Annotated in this window: 14 protein-coding genes; 10 read left to right on the top strand and 4 right to left on the bottom strand. The window is 68.9% G+C overall.

Annotation, left to right across the window (positions count from 1 at the left end; all coding sequences use genetic code 11):
• The first annotated feature begins 105 nt into the window (after positions 1–105).
• Positions 106–519 (top strand): hypothetical protein, encoded by a 414-nt coding sequence (locus MO1_RS11450; protein ID WP_060916087.1) that lies wholly within the window; start codon positions 106–108, stop codon positions 517–519.
• A gap of 7 nt (positions 520–526) precedes the next feature.
• Here MO1_RS11450 and MO1_RS11445 read toward each other — a convergent pair whose 3' ends face one another.
• Complete coding sequence (locus MO1_RS11445) at positions 527–1687, bottom strand: aromatic acid exporter family protein (RefSeq protein ID WP_060916086.1); 1161 nt, start codon at positions 1685–1687, stop codon at positions 527–529.
• Positions 1688–1764: 77 nt separating this feature from the next.
• Between MO1_RS11445 and MO1_RS11440 the strand changes: the two genes are divergently transcribed.
• Positions 1765–3432, top strand: a complete 1668-nt coding sequence (locus MO1_RS11440; RefSeq protein ID WP_060916085.1) for a cation:proton antiporter — start codon at positions 1765–1767, stop codon at positions 3430–3432.
• Positions 3433–3439: 7 nt separating this feature from the next.
• Here MO1_RS11440 and MO1_RS11435 read toward each other — a convergent pair whose 3' ends face one another.
• Positions 3440–4480: an aminotransferase class V-fold PLP-dependent enzyme gene (locus tag MO1_RS11435; protein WP_060916084.1), complete on the bottom strand. Its 1041-nt coding sequence runs from the start codon at positions 4478–4480 to the stop codon at positions 3440–3442.
• 80 nt (positions 4481–4560) lie between these two features.
• On the opposite strand from MO1_RS11435, the gene MO1_RS11430 reads away from it, so the two are divergent.
• The 8 genes from MO1_RS11430 to MO1_RS11395 all read left to right on the top strand — a co-directional run bounded on the left by MO1_RS11430 (position 4561) and on the right by MO1_RS11395 (position 12012).
• A complete protein-coding gene (locus MO1_RS11430) occupies positions 4561–5523 on the top strand; it encodes a LysR family transcriptional regulator (protein WP_036309408.1) in 963 nt (320 codons plus the stop codon).
• Between the two features lie 10 nt (positions 5524–5533).
• Entirely contained in the window at positions 5534–6520 is a 987-nt protein-coding gene (locus tag MO1_RS11425) for an aldo/keto reductase (RefSeq protein ID WP_036308452.1), read from the top strand.
• 56 nt (positions 6521–6576) lie between these two features.
• Complete coding sequence (locus tag MO1_RS11420) at positions 6577–6873, top strand: DUF1905 domain-containing protein (RefSeq protein ID WP_036308453.1); 297 nt, start codon at positions 6577–6579, stop codon at positions 6871–6873.
• A 3-nt stretch (positions 6874–6876) separates the two neighbouring features.
• Complete coding sequence (locus tag MO1_RS11415; RefSeq protein ID WP_255209259.1) at positions 6877–7398, top strand: prepilin peptidase; 522 nt, start codon at positions 6877–6879, stop codon at positions 7396–7398.
• A gap of 62 nt (positions 7399–7460) precedes the next feature.
• Positions 7461–8477: a YihY/virulence factor BrkB family protein gene (locus MO1_RS11410; protein ID WP_036308454.1), complete on the top strand. Its 1017-nt coding sequence runs from the start codon at positions 7461–7463 to the stop codon at positions 8475–8477.
• Positions 8478–8577: 100 nt separating this feature from the next.
• Positions 8578–11061 (top strand): glycogen/starch/alpha-glucan phosphorylase, encoded by a 2484-nt coding sequence (locus MO1_RS11405; protein WP_157526415.1) that lies wholly within the window; start codon positions 8578–8580, stop codon positions 11059–11061.
• Between the two features lie 89 nt (positions 11062–11150).
• Positions 11151–11393, top strand: coding sequence for a hypothetical protein (locus MO1_RS11400; RefSeq protein ID WP_060916083.1), 243 nt, complete (start codon positions 11151–11153; stop codon positions 11391–11393).
• The gene (locus tag MO1_RS11395) at positions 11383–12012 is read left to right on the top strand and encodes a CYTH domain-containing protein (protein ID WP_060916082.1); all 630 of its coding nucleotides are present in this window, start codon (positions 11383–11385) and stop codon (positions 12010–12012) included. Before MO1_RS11400 ends, MO1_RS11395 begins: the two co-directional genes overlap by 11 nt.
• Positions 12013–12125: 113 nt before the next feature.
• Here the strand turns inward: MO1_RS11395 and lpdA are convergent, their stop codons facing one another.
• Both lpdA and MO1_RS11385 read right to left on the bottom strand, forming a co-directional pair.
• Positions 12126–13526, bottom strand: coding sequence for a dihydrolipoyl dehydrogenase (lpdA, locus tag MO1_RS11390; RefSeq protein ID WP_060916081.1), 1401 nt, complete (start codon positions 13524–13526; stop codon positions 12126–12128).
• Between the two features lie 29 nt (positions 13527–13555).
• Entirely contained in the window at positions 13556–14128 is a 573-nt protein-coding gene (locus tag MO1_RS11385; protein WP_052009356.1) for a copper resistance CopC family protein, read from the bottom strand.
• Between the last annotated feature and the right edge of the window lie 63 nt (positions 14129–14191).

Below are 14191 nucleotides of genomic sequence, written 5' to 3'. Positions count from 1 at the left end.
TGCTGAGGCGCCGAGGCATTCCGTGAACGGAGGATTGCCAGGCGCACTGTGACAGGCTTGAGACAGCGGCATGAGCTTCGTGCCGCACGCAGGAAAGGGGGCCCCGTGCCCACCTGGCTCGAACATCTCTGTCATTCCCTGATCGGCCGGACGCGATCGCACGACGATCTCCCGGATCTCCGTGACCTCCCCACCTCCCGTGTCGAGGTCGAGCGGACCTACTACCTCGTCGACGATCCCGAACGTCGCACCCGCGACGACCGGCTCTACGTCTTGCGTGTCGGCCGCGGCCGCACACGTCGCGCCGTCGATGTCGCGGTGCACTCGAACGGGCGCGTCGTTGGATTCCTCCCGGCGGATTCGGCTGCTGCTCTCGCCGCACCGCTCGCGCGTCTCGGTGGCGCTGCGGTCGTCAACGGGGCCGGCCCGCGTCCCGGCACCACTCGGTTGCGTGTCGACCTTCCGAGCGCAGCTGCGATGCAGTCGGTCCCTCGGCCGGGCGAGCTCGCCGCGGCCTGAGGGCGTCTCACGGCGCGACGAGTTCGCCCGATCCGTCCGCGTTCACCCGGAACGACGAGTCCTTGTACTCGGTGCGGAGCGAGAACCTCATCTCCGGTGCCGCGACCGGTTCTCCGAAGGTCTCGCTGTCGATGTCGCTGTCTGTGCCGCGCGTGACGAGGACGCTCGCGTCGTCGATGCCGAGCCCCGATTCCATCGAAGCCTCGCTCAGCAGAGACCAGACCTTCGGTAGGGCGATGTCCTTCCAGACGAACTGCTCCGCAGCGAGCTCCGGCTGTGAGGGGGCAGCCCCGGTGTGCTCGACGACCCCGCCTCGGTACATCCACACGTCGGTCTCGGTTCGTCCGGGAGTCACGGGTGCCTCGACCCTGATGAAGTCGGGGCGGATGAGGACGGTGACGATGCGGTCGTGCCCGATCTCGTCCTCGAGCGCCTTCGCGGCGACGGCGAGTTCGTCGGGGCGGCGCAGGTCGACACCGAAGCGCCCCTCCTGCGCAGCCTGGACGGTCATGATGACCGCCCGCGTGTAGGGTGCGACGACGGCGCCTGCGGCGACGAGCGCGACGACGAGGAAGAGGATGCCGCGCAGCATCCGCCCGCGACGCCCGATCCCCAAGAGCGGTCCCCGTCGCGCTCCGTTCACCACCCGCATCGCTTTCGGCCAGACCAGCGTCGGGACCGATCCCCGCGGAGGGACGACGAGGTCCCCGATCTCCGCAGCGGACACCTCGCCGTCGACGAAGCCGAACTCGGGACCGCCGTCGATGAGTACCGCGACGCGGCGGATCGCGCCGGCTTGGAGGGACGACAGCTCGACGAGCGGCACAACCGTGCGCACCGTTGTCGCATAGCCGGCGCCGCGACGCGGCTGCACCGTGACGTCTATCTCGCAGAGAGGCTGATCGTTGATCTGCGTTCCGGTCTGGCGGACGGCCTCGATGCGCGCCACCCCCAACCGGTCCTCGGCCCGCGCCCGGATCAGGTCCTCTTGCGACACGGCCGTCGAGGCGAGCCCCGACGCCCCCAGGCGCATGAAGACAAGGCTGAGGATGCCGACGGGAAGCGCGATCGCAAGGACCCAGATGCCGGCTCCGGGAGGACCGACGAGAACGGCGATGGCGCCCCCGATGAGAGTGCCCACAGCTGCGGACAAGACGAGGCGAAGCACGATTCGTGAGCCTATCGAGCGGTGAAGAACCTTCCGAATCGTCGTCGCGCACACCGCCGCTCTGAGAGGCTTGCCGTGTGATCGAGACGCTCCTGGGCCTGGTGGTCGCCCTCCTCGTCGTCGCGCTGACCACCGTCGTCGGACGGTGGGCGGGTATCGCCGCGCCGATCCTGATGGTCGCCGTCGGCGTCGGCGGCAGCTTCCTGCCGATGTTCGACGACTTCGTCCTCGACCCGGAGTGGATCCTGCTCGGCATCCTGCCGCCGTTGCTCTATTCGGCGGCTGTCTCGATGCCGGCCATGCACTTCCGGCGCGAGTTCGGCGCGATCGCGGGGCTTTCGGTGTTTCTCGTCATCGGAACCGCGCTCGCTCTCGGGCTGTTCTTCATGATCGTGATCCCCGATCTCGGGTTCGCGTGGGGCGTCGCGCTCGGCGCGATCGTCAGCCCGACCGACGCGGTCGCGACGTCGATCATCAAACGCACGCCCGTCTCCAAACGCGTCGTCGCGATTCTCGAGGGCGAGAGTCTCCTCAACGACGCCACCGCGCTCGTGCTGCTCCGCACGGCGATCGCGGCGGCTGCGGCATCCTTCTCGTTCTGGGGAGCAGTGGGCACGTTCGCCTACGCGGTCGTCGTTGCAGTGCTGATCGGCGGGTTCCTCGGTTGGCTCAACCTCGCGGTGCGTCGGCGCGCGAAGGATCCGACGGTGAACACCGTGCTGTCGTTCACGGTGCCGTTCCTCGCGGCGATCCCGGCGGAACTCCTCGAGGCGTCGGGACTCGTCGCTGCCGTTGTCGCGGGCATCATCACGGGAGTCGGCGGTCCGAGGGTGTTCTCCGCCCGCAATCGACTCTCGGATGCGCAGAACTGGCGCACGATCGAGCTCGTCCTCGAGGGGCTCGTGTTCCTGTTCATGGGACTCCAGCTGACGACGATCATCTCCGACGTGCAGGCGGCGCACGCCGGTGTCGCGCCGGCGCTCCTCATCGCGGTGGGGGCGTGGCTGCTGACCGTCGTCGTCCGCGCCGGATACGTGGCGCCACTGCTCGCCCTCCTGTCGCTCAGCGCAAGGCGCGTCCGCCGACTGCAACCACGACTCGAGACGATCGCGCAGCGGCTCGAGAGCGAGGAGGGCGAGAAGAAGCTCGTCGACGCCTTCGCCCGCCGCGGTCGGACCGTCTCACGCGACACGGTCCGCCGGTTCGGACCCCGTGTCACGCGGGGATTGGCGGACATCCGCTACTTTCAGGAGGCGCCGCTGGGATGGCGTGAGGGCGCCCTCGTGGTCTGGGCGGGGATGCGGGGCGCCATCACCCTCGCCGCCGCGCAGACCCTTCCCGAGGACACCCCGCAGCGGTCGGTCCTCATCCTCGTCGCCTTCGGCGTCGCCGTCCTCTCCCTCGTCGGTCAGGGATCGACGGTTGCCCCCCTGGTCACGGTGCTCACCTCGGCGGAGTCGCAAGAGGAGACCCGTCAGCGCGAGCGGGAGGAGCGTCGTCACATCCTCGAGATGCTCCGCGAAAGCGCCGCTACGGTGCCAGCCGCCAAACGGCCGGCTGATGCGGACCGGTCTCAGATCTTCGAGATCGAGAGCGCCCGACGACTCGAGGTCCTGGCGGTCCAGCGCCGTGTGCTCCTCGACGCTCGGGACAGCGGGACCTTCGACGCTGACGTCCTCGCGCACGAACTGGCCGTGATCGACGCGTCGCAGATTGCGATCGAATTGCGCTCCGACCGGATCTGACGGGGGCTCAGCGCGCGAGCGCGGCCGCGATGTCGTTGACGTCGCGCAGGTCGTTGAAGACGTGCAGGGCGACGCGCGCGTTCCCGGCGCGGCTCGAAGCGATGATCCCCGCCGCTCGCAGGCGCGCGATGTCGGCGCCGCTCTCGTCTCGCCACGTCACGATGGGGGTGGCGCGCTCCGGCTGGGGAAGATCGAGCCGCTCCCGCAGGGCCGCAGCGAGACCGGTCACCTCCAGGCACAGCGCCTCCGGGTCGGCGTCGGCGAACAGGGCCAGCGCGGGCTCCGCCCCGACGAAGGCCTGCCATGCGGGGGAGACGTCGAACCGTCGGGCGGATGCCGCCAGTGCCGCATCCGCTCCGTAGCACGACGCCCACGGGTCCGATCCGGCGTACCAGCCGGCCTGCCGCGGCGAGATCGTGGCCGCGAAACCCTCGCCGAGAGTCAGGAAGGCGACGCCGCGCGGTGCGCACAGCCACTTGTACGCGTGGCAGACGAGCGCGTCGTACTCCGCGGCCTTCACCGGCATCCATCCGACGGCCTGGGTGGCGTCGCAGAGGGTCCGCACCCCGTGGGTGTGCGCCGCGGCGATGATCGCGTCGGCGTCGGCGACGGCCCCCGTGGCGGACTGGACGATCGAGAACGCGACCAGGGCGTCGCCCTCCACGATCGCGTCCGCGAGCGCGGCCAACGGCACGGACCGGACGGTGATGCCGCGGCCGGCGTGGACGAACGGTAGAACGAGCGAAGAGAACTCGCCCTCGGGGCACACGACGACGGAGCCGTCGGGGAGGGATGCCGCGATGAGGCTCACCAACGCCGAGGTCTGCGCGCCGAGGGCCACCGCGTCCGGCGCGACCCCGACGAGCCGCGCGAACGAGATCCGGCACCGCTCGGCGATCTCCGCATAACGCACGGGGTCGGGGAGGAGGTCGAGGTCGTCTCGCACGGCCGCTCGGGTGGCGTGCGAGGGGATGCCCGCGGTGCACGCCGCGACGTAGCCGCGCACATCGGGGAAAGATGCGCGGACGGCTGCGGGGGAGAGGGCCATGACTCCATGGTCTCGATCGGGACGGAATAGCACTACCGCAGGTATTGCATCGACGACATGACTTCGCGTTATATGTGCAGGTGCCCACCTCCCTCCCCGACCTGTCCGTCGCTGAGCTCCGGATCGTGAAAGCCGTCGGCGACACGGGCTCCGTGACCGCCGCGGCTGCCGCGCTCGGCTACAGCCAGCCGGCCGTGAGTCAGCAGCTCCGCCGCCTCGAGTCGCGGCTCGGCATGGCCGTCGTGGAACGCGTCGGCAGACGGATGCGGCTCACCGAAGCAGGACGCATCCTCGCTCGGCACGCGGCCTCCATCACGACGGCACTCGGTGCGGTGGCGGGAGAGCTCGCCGATCTGAGCGGGGGACGGACGGGCACGGTCCGGCTCGTGGGCTTCCCGTCCGCGTCGCCGACCGTCCTGCCACGGCTCATGCGGCGCCTCGCAGAAACCGACCCGGGCGTATCGCTCACGTACGTGGAGGCGGAGCCCCCCGAAGCGGTCGCCGCCGTCCGGGCCGACCGGGCAGACATCGCGCTGACGTTCAGCCACCCGGGTGGGGGGACGGATGCCCACGGCGACAGCATCCGGGGCCTCGACGCCCGCCGCATCGGAGCGGAAGATCTGCTGCTCGTCCTCCCCGAGGGGCACCCTCGCACGACGGACGACGTCGTCGAACTCGAAGCGCTCGCCGCCGACGACTGGATCGCAGGATGCCCGCGGTGCCGCAGCCACCTGCTCGATTCGTGCGCCCGATCCGGGTTCCTTCCCCGAATCCGCTTCGAGACCGACAATGTGGCGGCCGTCGAGCAACTCGTCGCGCAGCAGGTCGGCGTCGCGACGCTTCCTCGGCTGGCGGTGGCATCCTTCCCCCTCGTGGCGGGTGTCGTGACGCGTCCGCTGGCCTCCGGGGACCGGCGCGAGTTGCACGCCGTCTCTGCGCGTGGCGCGGCCCGCGTGCCCGCGGTCGCGACAGTGCTTCGACACCTCGAATCCGCCGTCGCGGAGATGACGACCGCAGGCTCCGGGGCGCCCGGGGCGAAGTAGGGTGAGGCGCATGCATCAGCGCCCCCTCGCCGCCACCGGCCGTTCCGTCTCCACCATCGGCCTCGGTACCTGGCAACTCGGGGCGGACTGGGGCGATGTCTCGGAGGCCGACGCCCTGGACGTCCTCGCGACCTCCGTCGAGGCGGGCGTCACCCTCTTCGACACCGCCGACGTCTACGGCGACGGACGCAGTGAGACCCTGATCGGCCGCTTCCTCGCGGAACACCCCGGCCATGGAATCACGGTCGCGACCAAGATGGGCCGCCGCATGGACCAGGTGCCCGAGAACTACACTGCCGGGAACTTCCGGGCCTGGACCGATCGCTCGCGCAGCAATCTGGGCGTCGACACCCTCGACCTCGTGCAGCTGCACTGTCCGCCGTCCGCGGTGATCGACGCCGACGAGACGTACGACGCGCTCGACGCTCTGGTTGCCGACGGGGCGATCGCCGCCTACGGCGTCTCCGTCGAAACCTGCGCACAGGCGCTCTCGGCCATCTCGCGCCCCGGGATCACGAACGTTCAGATCATCTTCAACCCCTTCCGGCTGAAGCCCCTTGACGAGGTCCTGCCGGCCGCGGACGCTGCCGGCGTAGCCATCTTCGCCCGCGTTCCGCTCGCTTCGGGTCTGCTCAGCGGTCGGTACACGGCGTCGACCTCGTTCGCCGGCAACGATCACCGCTCCTACAACCGCAACGGCGAAGCCTTCGACCGGGGCGAGACGTTCTCCGGCGTCGACTACGAGACGGGCCTCGTCGCCGCGGACGAGTTGAGCGCCGCTCTTCCCGACGGGGTGTCGCTCCCCGCGGCATCCCTCGCCTGGATCGCTTCCCGTCCCGGCGTCACCTCCGTCATCCCCGGCGCGCGGACGACTGCCCAGGCGCAATCGAACGCGGCAGCGGGGCTGATCGACCCCGCAACCCTCGACACGTTCGCTGCCGCGGTCGCCGACGTCTACGACCGCAGGCTCCGGGCCGACATCCACCCGCAGTGGTGATCACCGGGGTGGGGATGCCTCCCGCCCCGTCCGTGCGAACTCGCTAGCGTGACCGCATGATCGTCGACGTCGCTGGAGTGCTGTTCCGCTGGGAGTCGCGGAGGGACGACTGGTACTTCGTGCCGCTTCCGGAGGAGGTCAGCGCGGACATCCGCGACGTCCCGCGTCCGGGACGAGGCTTCGGGTCGGTCCCGGTGCAGGTCACGATCGGCGCGTCGACGTGGCGGACGTCGATCTTCCCCGACGCGAGCCGAGGGGTCTACGTCCTCCCGCTGAAACGGTCGGTCCGCGAACGCGAGGGCATCTCCGACGGGGACACGGTCCACGCGCGACTCGACGTCTTCGACGGCTGACGCGTGCTCGCCCCGTTCATCGGCGTGTGGGGGACGGTCGGGCTCGTCGCCGTGGCGCTCGCCTACCTGTGGTTCGCCCTCGCCTCGGTCGTGCTCGGAGTCATCGACGCCCGCACGCACCGTCTCCCCAATGCGTGGGTGCTGCCGGGGTATCCGGCCTTCCTCGTGCTCCTGCTCGTCGCGTGCCTCGCGGGCGCACCCTGGTCGTCCTTGCTCCGCGCGGTGATCGGCGGCGCGGCGCTCTTCCTGTTCTACCTCCTGCTGCGCGCCGCCGGCGGCGGGATGGGCGGGGGAGACGTCAAGCTCGCCGGAGTCATCGGGATCGCCCTCGGCTGGGCCGGATGGTCGGCGCTCGCCGTCGGCGTGTTCGCAGGGTTCGCCCTCGGGGGTGTCTACGGCGCTCTCCTGATCGCCACCCGACGCGCCGGTCGCCGCACCGCTGTCGCGTTCGGACCGTGGATGCTGCTCGGTGCGTGGGTGGGGATCCTCGTTGGCGGTGCGCTCGTCGAGCGACTCGGTCTGTGACAGATCCATCGCCGCGACGCAAGGGAGTTCGGGCAGGTTCGGTCCATAGCTAGCGTGAACGTATGGCCGACGACACCAAGACCCCGCTCGTTCCGCGCCTGATCGCTCGCGCGCTGTCCTTGCGGGTCGTTCGCGCCTACCTCCGATACAGCGAACGCCGCGGGCCGCTCCTCGCCGACAGCGTCACCTACCGCACGCTCTTCAGCGTGTTCGCCGGGGTCCTGCTGGGCTTCTCGATGGCGGCTCTCTGGCTCGCCGGCAACCCGCAGGCATGGCAGAGCCTCATCGACGCCGTCGACGGCGTCATCCCCGGTCTCGTGGGCGAGGGCGGGATCATCAAGACCGAAAACCTCAGCCAGCCCATCGCCTTCTCGCTCGCCGGAGTGCTCTCACTCGTCGGCCTCATCCTCGCGGCGATCGGTGCGATCGGCTCGCTCCGGACCGCTCTGCGGACGATCGCAGACAAGATCCACGACGACACACTCGTCTTCATCGTCCTCGGCCGGAACCTCGTGCTCGCCGTCGTCATCGGTGTCGGACTGGTTGCCGCCGCCGCCGCGACGGTCCTCGGCACGGCCGGCGTCGGCCTCGTTGCCGGTGTCGTGGGAGTCTCGGCCGACAATCCGCTGACCGTCGGCGTCAGCGCCGTGGTAGGCATCCTGGTCACCTTCGCGCTCGACACCGCCGTCGTCGCGCTGCTGTTCCGCGCGCTCTCCGGCGTCCGCGCGCCGGCACGCGCGCTCTGGACGGGAGCGCTCATCGGCGGAGTCGGGCTCACCGTGCTCCAGCAGCTGTCGAGCCTGTTCGTCGGAGGAGCGGGCTCCAACCCTCTCCTGGCGTCGTTCGCGTCTCTCATCGCGCTGCTCCTGTGGATCAACCTCTCGTGCCAGGTGATCCTCATCGCGTCGTCGTACATCGTGACCGCGACGCTCGAGAGCGAGGACCGGGTCCGCCGGGTCCACGGTGCGACCACGCTCATCGAGCGCCGGGTCCAGACCGCGGAGGACCAGGTGAAGGCCGCGGCAGATGAGCTTCACGCAGCGCGGGAAGCTCTCGCGGCCGAGCGCAGCACCGACTGACCCGCGCGGGCCAGCGCCACGCGTCTCCGCCTCGTCACCGCTGTGTGAACTCTGACGCATCTGCTCGGTGTCGCGGGCCAAGGGTGTGTACCGTCGAACCGTGAAGAACCCGCGCCTTCAACCGAGCCACCCGATCGCCCTCGCCCCCGTGCAGGCACCCGAGCCCACCGTCGACGGCTTCGTGACGCAATATCTCCGCAACCTCAACAACGGTCGCGGCGTCGCGCTATCGACGTCGACGGCCAACGACCGTTATTTCGCGCTCGCCGCGACGGTTCGCGACTACCTCATGGCGCGATGGCTGGAGGATGTCCGTCGTCAGCGCACGATGCAGTCGAAGGGCGTCGCCTACCTGTCAGCGGAGTACCTGCTCGGGCGTCAGCTCGACAACAACCTGCTCGCCACGGGCCTGACCGACATCGCCGCCGAGGCACTCGTTGCCTGCGGCCTCGACCTCGAGGACGTCCGTGCCCTCGAGGTCGAGCCCGGCCTCGGCAACGGCGGCCTCGGCCGGCTCGCGGCATGCTTCATCGACTCGCTCGCGACGCTCGGTGTCCCGAGCATCGGCTATGGCATCCGGTACGAGTACGGCATTTTCCGCCAGACGTTCGTCAACGGCCAGCAGGTCGAGCAGGCGGACTCCTGGCTCGCGCTCGGCTCGCCGTGGGAGTTCCCGCACCCCGAGGCTGCGCAGACGATCTCCTTCGGCGGCCACACCGAGACCTACGACGACGAGGGCGTCACCCGCACGCGGTGGGAGCCGTCCTGGAACGTGCTTGCCGTGCCGTACAACTACATGGTCCCCGGGTACCACAATGGCCGCGTGAACACGCTCCGGCTCTGGAGCGCGCAGGCCACGAAGGGCTTCGACCTGCGTGTGTTCAACGCCGGCGACTACCAGGAGGCCGTCCGCGCGCAGACCTATGCCGAGAACATCTCGAAGGTCCTCTACCCCGAAGACTCCACCCCGCAGGGCAAGGAGCTTCGCCTCCAGCAGCAGTACTTCTTCGTCGCCGCATCCATCAGCGACTTCGTCAACCTGATCCTGCCGAGCGACTTCGACGTGACGCATCTGCCGGAGCGAGTCATCTTCCAGCTCAACGACACCCACCCCGTGATCGGCGTGCCCGAGCTCATGCGCGTGTTGGTCGACGAGCGGAAGCTCGAGTGGGATGCCGCCTGGCAGATCACCCAGCAGTGTTTCGCCTACACGTGCCACACCCTGCTGCCCGAAGCGCTCGAGGTCTGGTCGGCGGACCTGCTCGGGCGGCTCCTCCCGCGCCACCTGGAGATCATCTACCGGATCAACGACGAGTTCCTCGAGCAGGTCCGGGAGCGCTTCGCAGGTGATGCCGACCGTGTCCAGCGCATGTCGATCATCTCGCCGGACGGGTCGGTGCGTATGGCGTTCTTGGCGACCGTCGCCGGGTCGAAGGTGAACGGTGTCGCCGAGCTCCACTCGCAGCTGCTCCGGGAGAAGGTCCTGCCGGACTTCGACGAGTTCTTCCCGGGCAAGTTCACAAACGTCACCAACGGGGTCACGCCGCGACGCTTCGTCCGACTGGCGAACCCGGGACTGTCGCGACTCATCACCGACACGATCGGTGCGGGGTGGCTCACCGACCTCGACCGGCTCCGCGAGCTGGAGGACTACGCCGATGATGCGGAGTTCCGCTCGGCATTCCGGGCCGTGAAGGCGGCCAACAAGCGCGTCCTCGCCCGCACCCTCGCCGAGCGCGACGGCCTGACCGTGGCCGACGACCACTTGCTCGACGTCATGGTGAAGCGCCTCCACGAGTACAAGCGTCAGACGCTGAAGCTCCTCCACATCATCACCGAGTACGACGCGATCGCCTCGGGTCGCGTCACGGCCGACCAGGTCACGCCGCGCACCTTCGTGTTCGGGGCGAAGGCGGCTCCCGGCTACGCGATGGCGAAGCGCATCATCCATCTGATCAATGCGGTGGGTTCCGTCGTCAACGACGACCCGCGGGTCGAGGGGCGTCTCAAGGTCCTGTTCCCGCCGAACTACAACGTGACGCTCGCCGAGCGTGTCGTCCCGGCCGCAGACCTCTCCGAGCAGATCTCGCTCGCGGGCAAGGAGGCGTCGGGCACCGGCAACATGAAGTTCGCTCTCAACGGCGCGCTCACGATCGGCACGGACGACGGCGCCAACGTCGAGATCCGAGAGCTCGTGGGTGACGACAACTTCTTCCTGTTCGGCATGGCGGAGCCCGAGGTCGCAGATCTGCAGTCCCGTGGATATCACCCGATCGACTTCGTGCGCGCAGACGAGAACCTGTCCCGTGCGCTCGAGCTCATCTCCTCGGGCGCGTTCTCGGGCGGGGACACATCGGTGTTCGAGCCCGTCGTGACCAACCTGACCCACCACGACCCGTTCATGGCGCTCGCGGACTACACCGACTACATCGCCGCTCAGAAGCGTGTCGATGCCCTGTACGCCGATCAGGATGCCTGGACACGCGCCGCGATCCTCAACGTCGCGCGGTGCGGGTTCTTCTCCTCCGACCGGTCGATGCGCGACTACATCGACCGCATCTGGCACACGCCGCCGATCGTCTGACCCGGATGGATATCACTGCTCCGGCATGCTGACAAGGCGACGGGGCTCAGTCGCTCACGCGATTACAGTCGGTGTCGGAGGTACACAACATGGCTATTGCACGACTTCACGGCGGCCCGCTCGACGGCCAGGTCATCCCGCTCGAAGAGGACACGGATCGCCTGATCCTGCCCTACAGCGAGACGCAGATCACCTACGAGCGCTCCGGCGCCGACGAGAACACGGGGGAGGCCGACGGACCCACGTCCGCCGACTTCCACTTCGTTGCTGCACAGGACGACATCGACCCGTCAGCCGACGAGCGCGACGACCGTTCGACTCTTGACGACTGAGCCGGAGCACTCGCTCGAGATCGAGCGCACCTACGACGTCGACGCCGGGACGCCGCTGCCCGATTGGGCGCAGCTTCCCGGCGTCGCCGTCGTCGGCGAGGCGGAGCCGCGTGAGCTCGACGCGCACTACCTCGACACCCACGACGGCGCGCTCGGACGGGCGAGGGTCGCGCTCCGCCGCCGCAGCGGCGGCCCCGACGAGGGCTGGCACATCAAGCGCGTGACGCCCGAGGGCAAGGCGGAGTCCCGCTGGCCACTCGACGAAGGGGACTCGGAACACGTCGTCGTCCCGCCGGCGATCGAGGCGGCACTGGCGGAGATCGCGGCCCCGCCGTTCGCACCCCTCGCGCGCATCCGCAACGCACGCACGGCGTACGCGCTGCTCGACGCATCGGGCGAGCTCGTCGCCGAGTTCGTCGACGACCGCGTCACTGCCACCGATGTCCGACGCGATGTCGACAGGTCGTGGCGGGAGTGGGAGCTCGAATTGGGCCCCGCTGCGCCGACGGATGCCGCGGCCCGAGAAGTGCTCTTCGACGCCGCGGACGTTCTGGTCCGTGCTGCCGGGGGAGAGGTCTCGGCATCGGGTTCGAAGCTCGAACGCGCTCTCGGGCTCTGACCGTCCGCACGGGTTAACGCACTGACGCCGCCCCCGGCTTCGTTCGGGGCGGCGTCAGACGTGATCGTCAGGTTACTGAAGAGCCATTCGTTGCGATAGGTCTTCCCTGCTGATCAGAGGTTGATCATGTGGCCGGCGAGGCCGTGGAACGCCTCCTGCAGGCCTTCCGACAGTGTCGGGTGCGTGTGTACGTTGCGGGCCGCCTCGAGTGCCGTCAGGTCCCACTTCTGGGCCAGGGTCAGCTCAGGAAGGAGCTCCGACACGTCGGGTCCGATGAGGTGCCCGCCGAGGAGCTCGAGGTGCTCGGCATCCGCGATCAGCTTCACGAAGCCGACGGGCTCCCCGAGGCCGTTGGCCTTGCCGTTGGCGGAGAACGGGAACTTCGCGACCTTGACGTCGTAGCCGGCGTCGCGCGCCTGCTGCTCCGTCAGACCGAACGAGGCGACCTGCGGCGAGCAGAAGGTCGCGCGCGGCATGTTGCGGTAATCGCCGAGCGTTTGCGTCTCGGCCTTGCCGATCGTCTCAGCCGCGACGACGCCCTGAGCCTCGGCCACGTGGGCGAGCTGAAGCTTGGCGGTAACGTCGCCGATGGCGTAGACGCCTTCGACGTTGGTCCGCATGTAGTCGTCGATCTCGATGGCACCGCGGTCGGTCAGTTTCACGCCGGTCTTGTCGAGGCCGAAGCCCTCGACCCGCGGAGCGAAGCCGATCGACATGAGGACCTTGTCCGCCTCGATCTGGCCCTTCGCGCCGTCGGCGTTGGCGGAATACGAGACGGTGACCTTGTCCCCGGAGTCCACGACGGATTCCACCTTTGTCGAGGTGAGGATCTCGATGCCGTACTTCTTGTACTGACGCTGGATCTCCTTCGAGACCTCGACGTCTTCGTTGGGCAGGGCACGATCGAGGAACTCGATGATCGTGACCTTGACGCCGTAGTTGCTCATGAAGAACGCGAACTCCATGCCGATGGCGCCGGCGCCGACGATGACGATGGAGTTCGGGAGCTCGCGCGTGAGGATCTGCTCCTCGTAGGTGACGACGTTCTCGCTGAGCGTGACGCCCGGAAGAAGACGCACGGTGGAGCCGGTCGAGATGATGACGTTGTCGGCGGTGACGGTCTCGATCGATCCGTCGGACTTCTTCACCTCGATGGTCTTCGCGTCGACGAATGTCCCGCGCCCGTCGTACTCGGTCACCTTGTTCTTCTTCATCAAGAAGTGGATGCCCTTGACGTGCGTGTCGGCGACCTTACGACTGCGATCCCAGGCGGTGCCGAAGTCGAAGTGCACGTCTCCACTGATGCCGAAGAGTTCGGCCTTGTGCGTGAACGTGTGCGCCAGGTCGGCGTTCTTCAGAAGAGCCTTCGAGGGGATGCAGCCGACGTTGAGGCAGACACCGCCCCAGTACTTCTCTTCGATGATGGCGGTGGACAGTCCGAGCTGTGCCGAGCGGACGGCCGCGACATAGCCGCCGGGGCCGGCACCGAGGATGACGACGTCGTAGTGAGGCATGCGTCCAGCCTAGCCCGCTGTCGGTGTCGTCACTCCTTCGTGGCGCCCCGGCGACCTCGGACGATCGCGACGGCGATGACGACGCCGACAGCGGTGAAGATGAGGGCTCCGCCGACCGCGTACGGCACCGCGTTGAATCCCTCGGATGAGCCCTCGGCTTGCTCGGCGAGGGACTCGCCGCATTGCTCGACGGCCGCGACCTTGCCCTCCTCCCCGACGGAGAAGGTGTACTCGTCCGAGATGGGGTGTCCATCACTCGAGACCACCTTCCACTGCACGAGGACGGCCCCCTCCACCGGGCCGCTGATGGCCTGCGTGACGGTGTTGCCGTCGACGACCGGCTCGCCGCTCGCCAGAGGTGAGCATTCCTCGTCGAACGCGGCGAACTCCGTCGCGCCGGGCTCGGTGGAGGCTGCGTCGCTGAATGTCAGCGTGATCTTGTCCGGCGTCGTTCCGAGCACATCATCCGGTGCGGGGTCGGACGCGAGGAGAGCATCGTGAGCGGCCGCCGTGGCGGTGGGCGAGAGCAAGAGGAGCGCAGCGACCGCTGCTCCGGCGATGGCACCGCTCAGGCGCGAGGCGCGACGTGTGGTGGAAGACATGCGCGCGAGGTTACGTGGGGGTGACCCGACTGTCACCCGCCCTGTCGTCGTTCGACGAGGCCC

The sequence above is a fragment of the Microbacterium oleivorans NBRC 103075 genome (assembly GCF_001552475.1).
Taxonomy (GTDB): Bacteria; Actinomycetota; Actinomycetes; order Actinomycetales; family Microbacteriaceae; genus Microbacterium; species Microbacterium oleivorans.
Note: the sequence above shows the minus strand (reverse complement) of the source record. Positions and strands in the feature narration are given on the sequence as shown.

Excerpts from the sequence above, each read along its gene's own strand:
- MO1_RS11435 (WP_060916084.1), bottom strand. The coding sequence starts at position 4,480 with ATGGCCCTCTCCCCCGCAGCCGTCCGCGCATCTTTCCCCGATGTGCGC.
- MO1_RS11425 (WP_036308452.1), top strand. The coding sequence starts at position 5,534 with ATGCATCAGCGCCCCCTCGCCGCCACCGGCCGTTCCGTCTCCACCATC.
- MO1_RS11420 (WP_036308453.1), top strand. The coding sequence starts at position 6,577 with ATGATCGTCGACGTCGCTGGAGTGCTGTTCCGCTGGGAGTCGCGGAGG.
- MO1_RS11410 (WP_036308454.1), top strand. The coding sequence starts at position 7,461 with ATGGCCGACGACACCAAGACCCCGCTCGTTCCGCGCCTGATCGCTCGC.
- MO1_RS11400 (WP_060916083.1), top strand. The coding sequence starts at position 11,151 with ATGGCTATTGCACGACTTCACGGCGGCCCGCTCGACGGCCAGGTCATC.
- lpdA (WP_060916081.1), bottom strand. The coding sequence starts at position 13,526 with ATGCCTCACTACGACGTCGTCATCCTCGGTGCCGGCCCCGGCGGCTAT.
- MO1_RS11385 (WP_052009356.1), bottom strand. The coding sequence starts at position 14,128 with ATGTCTTCCACCACACGTCGCGCCTCGCGCCTGAGCGGTGCCATCGCC.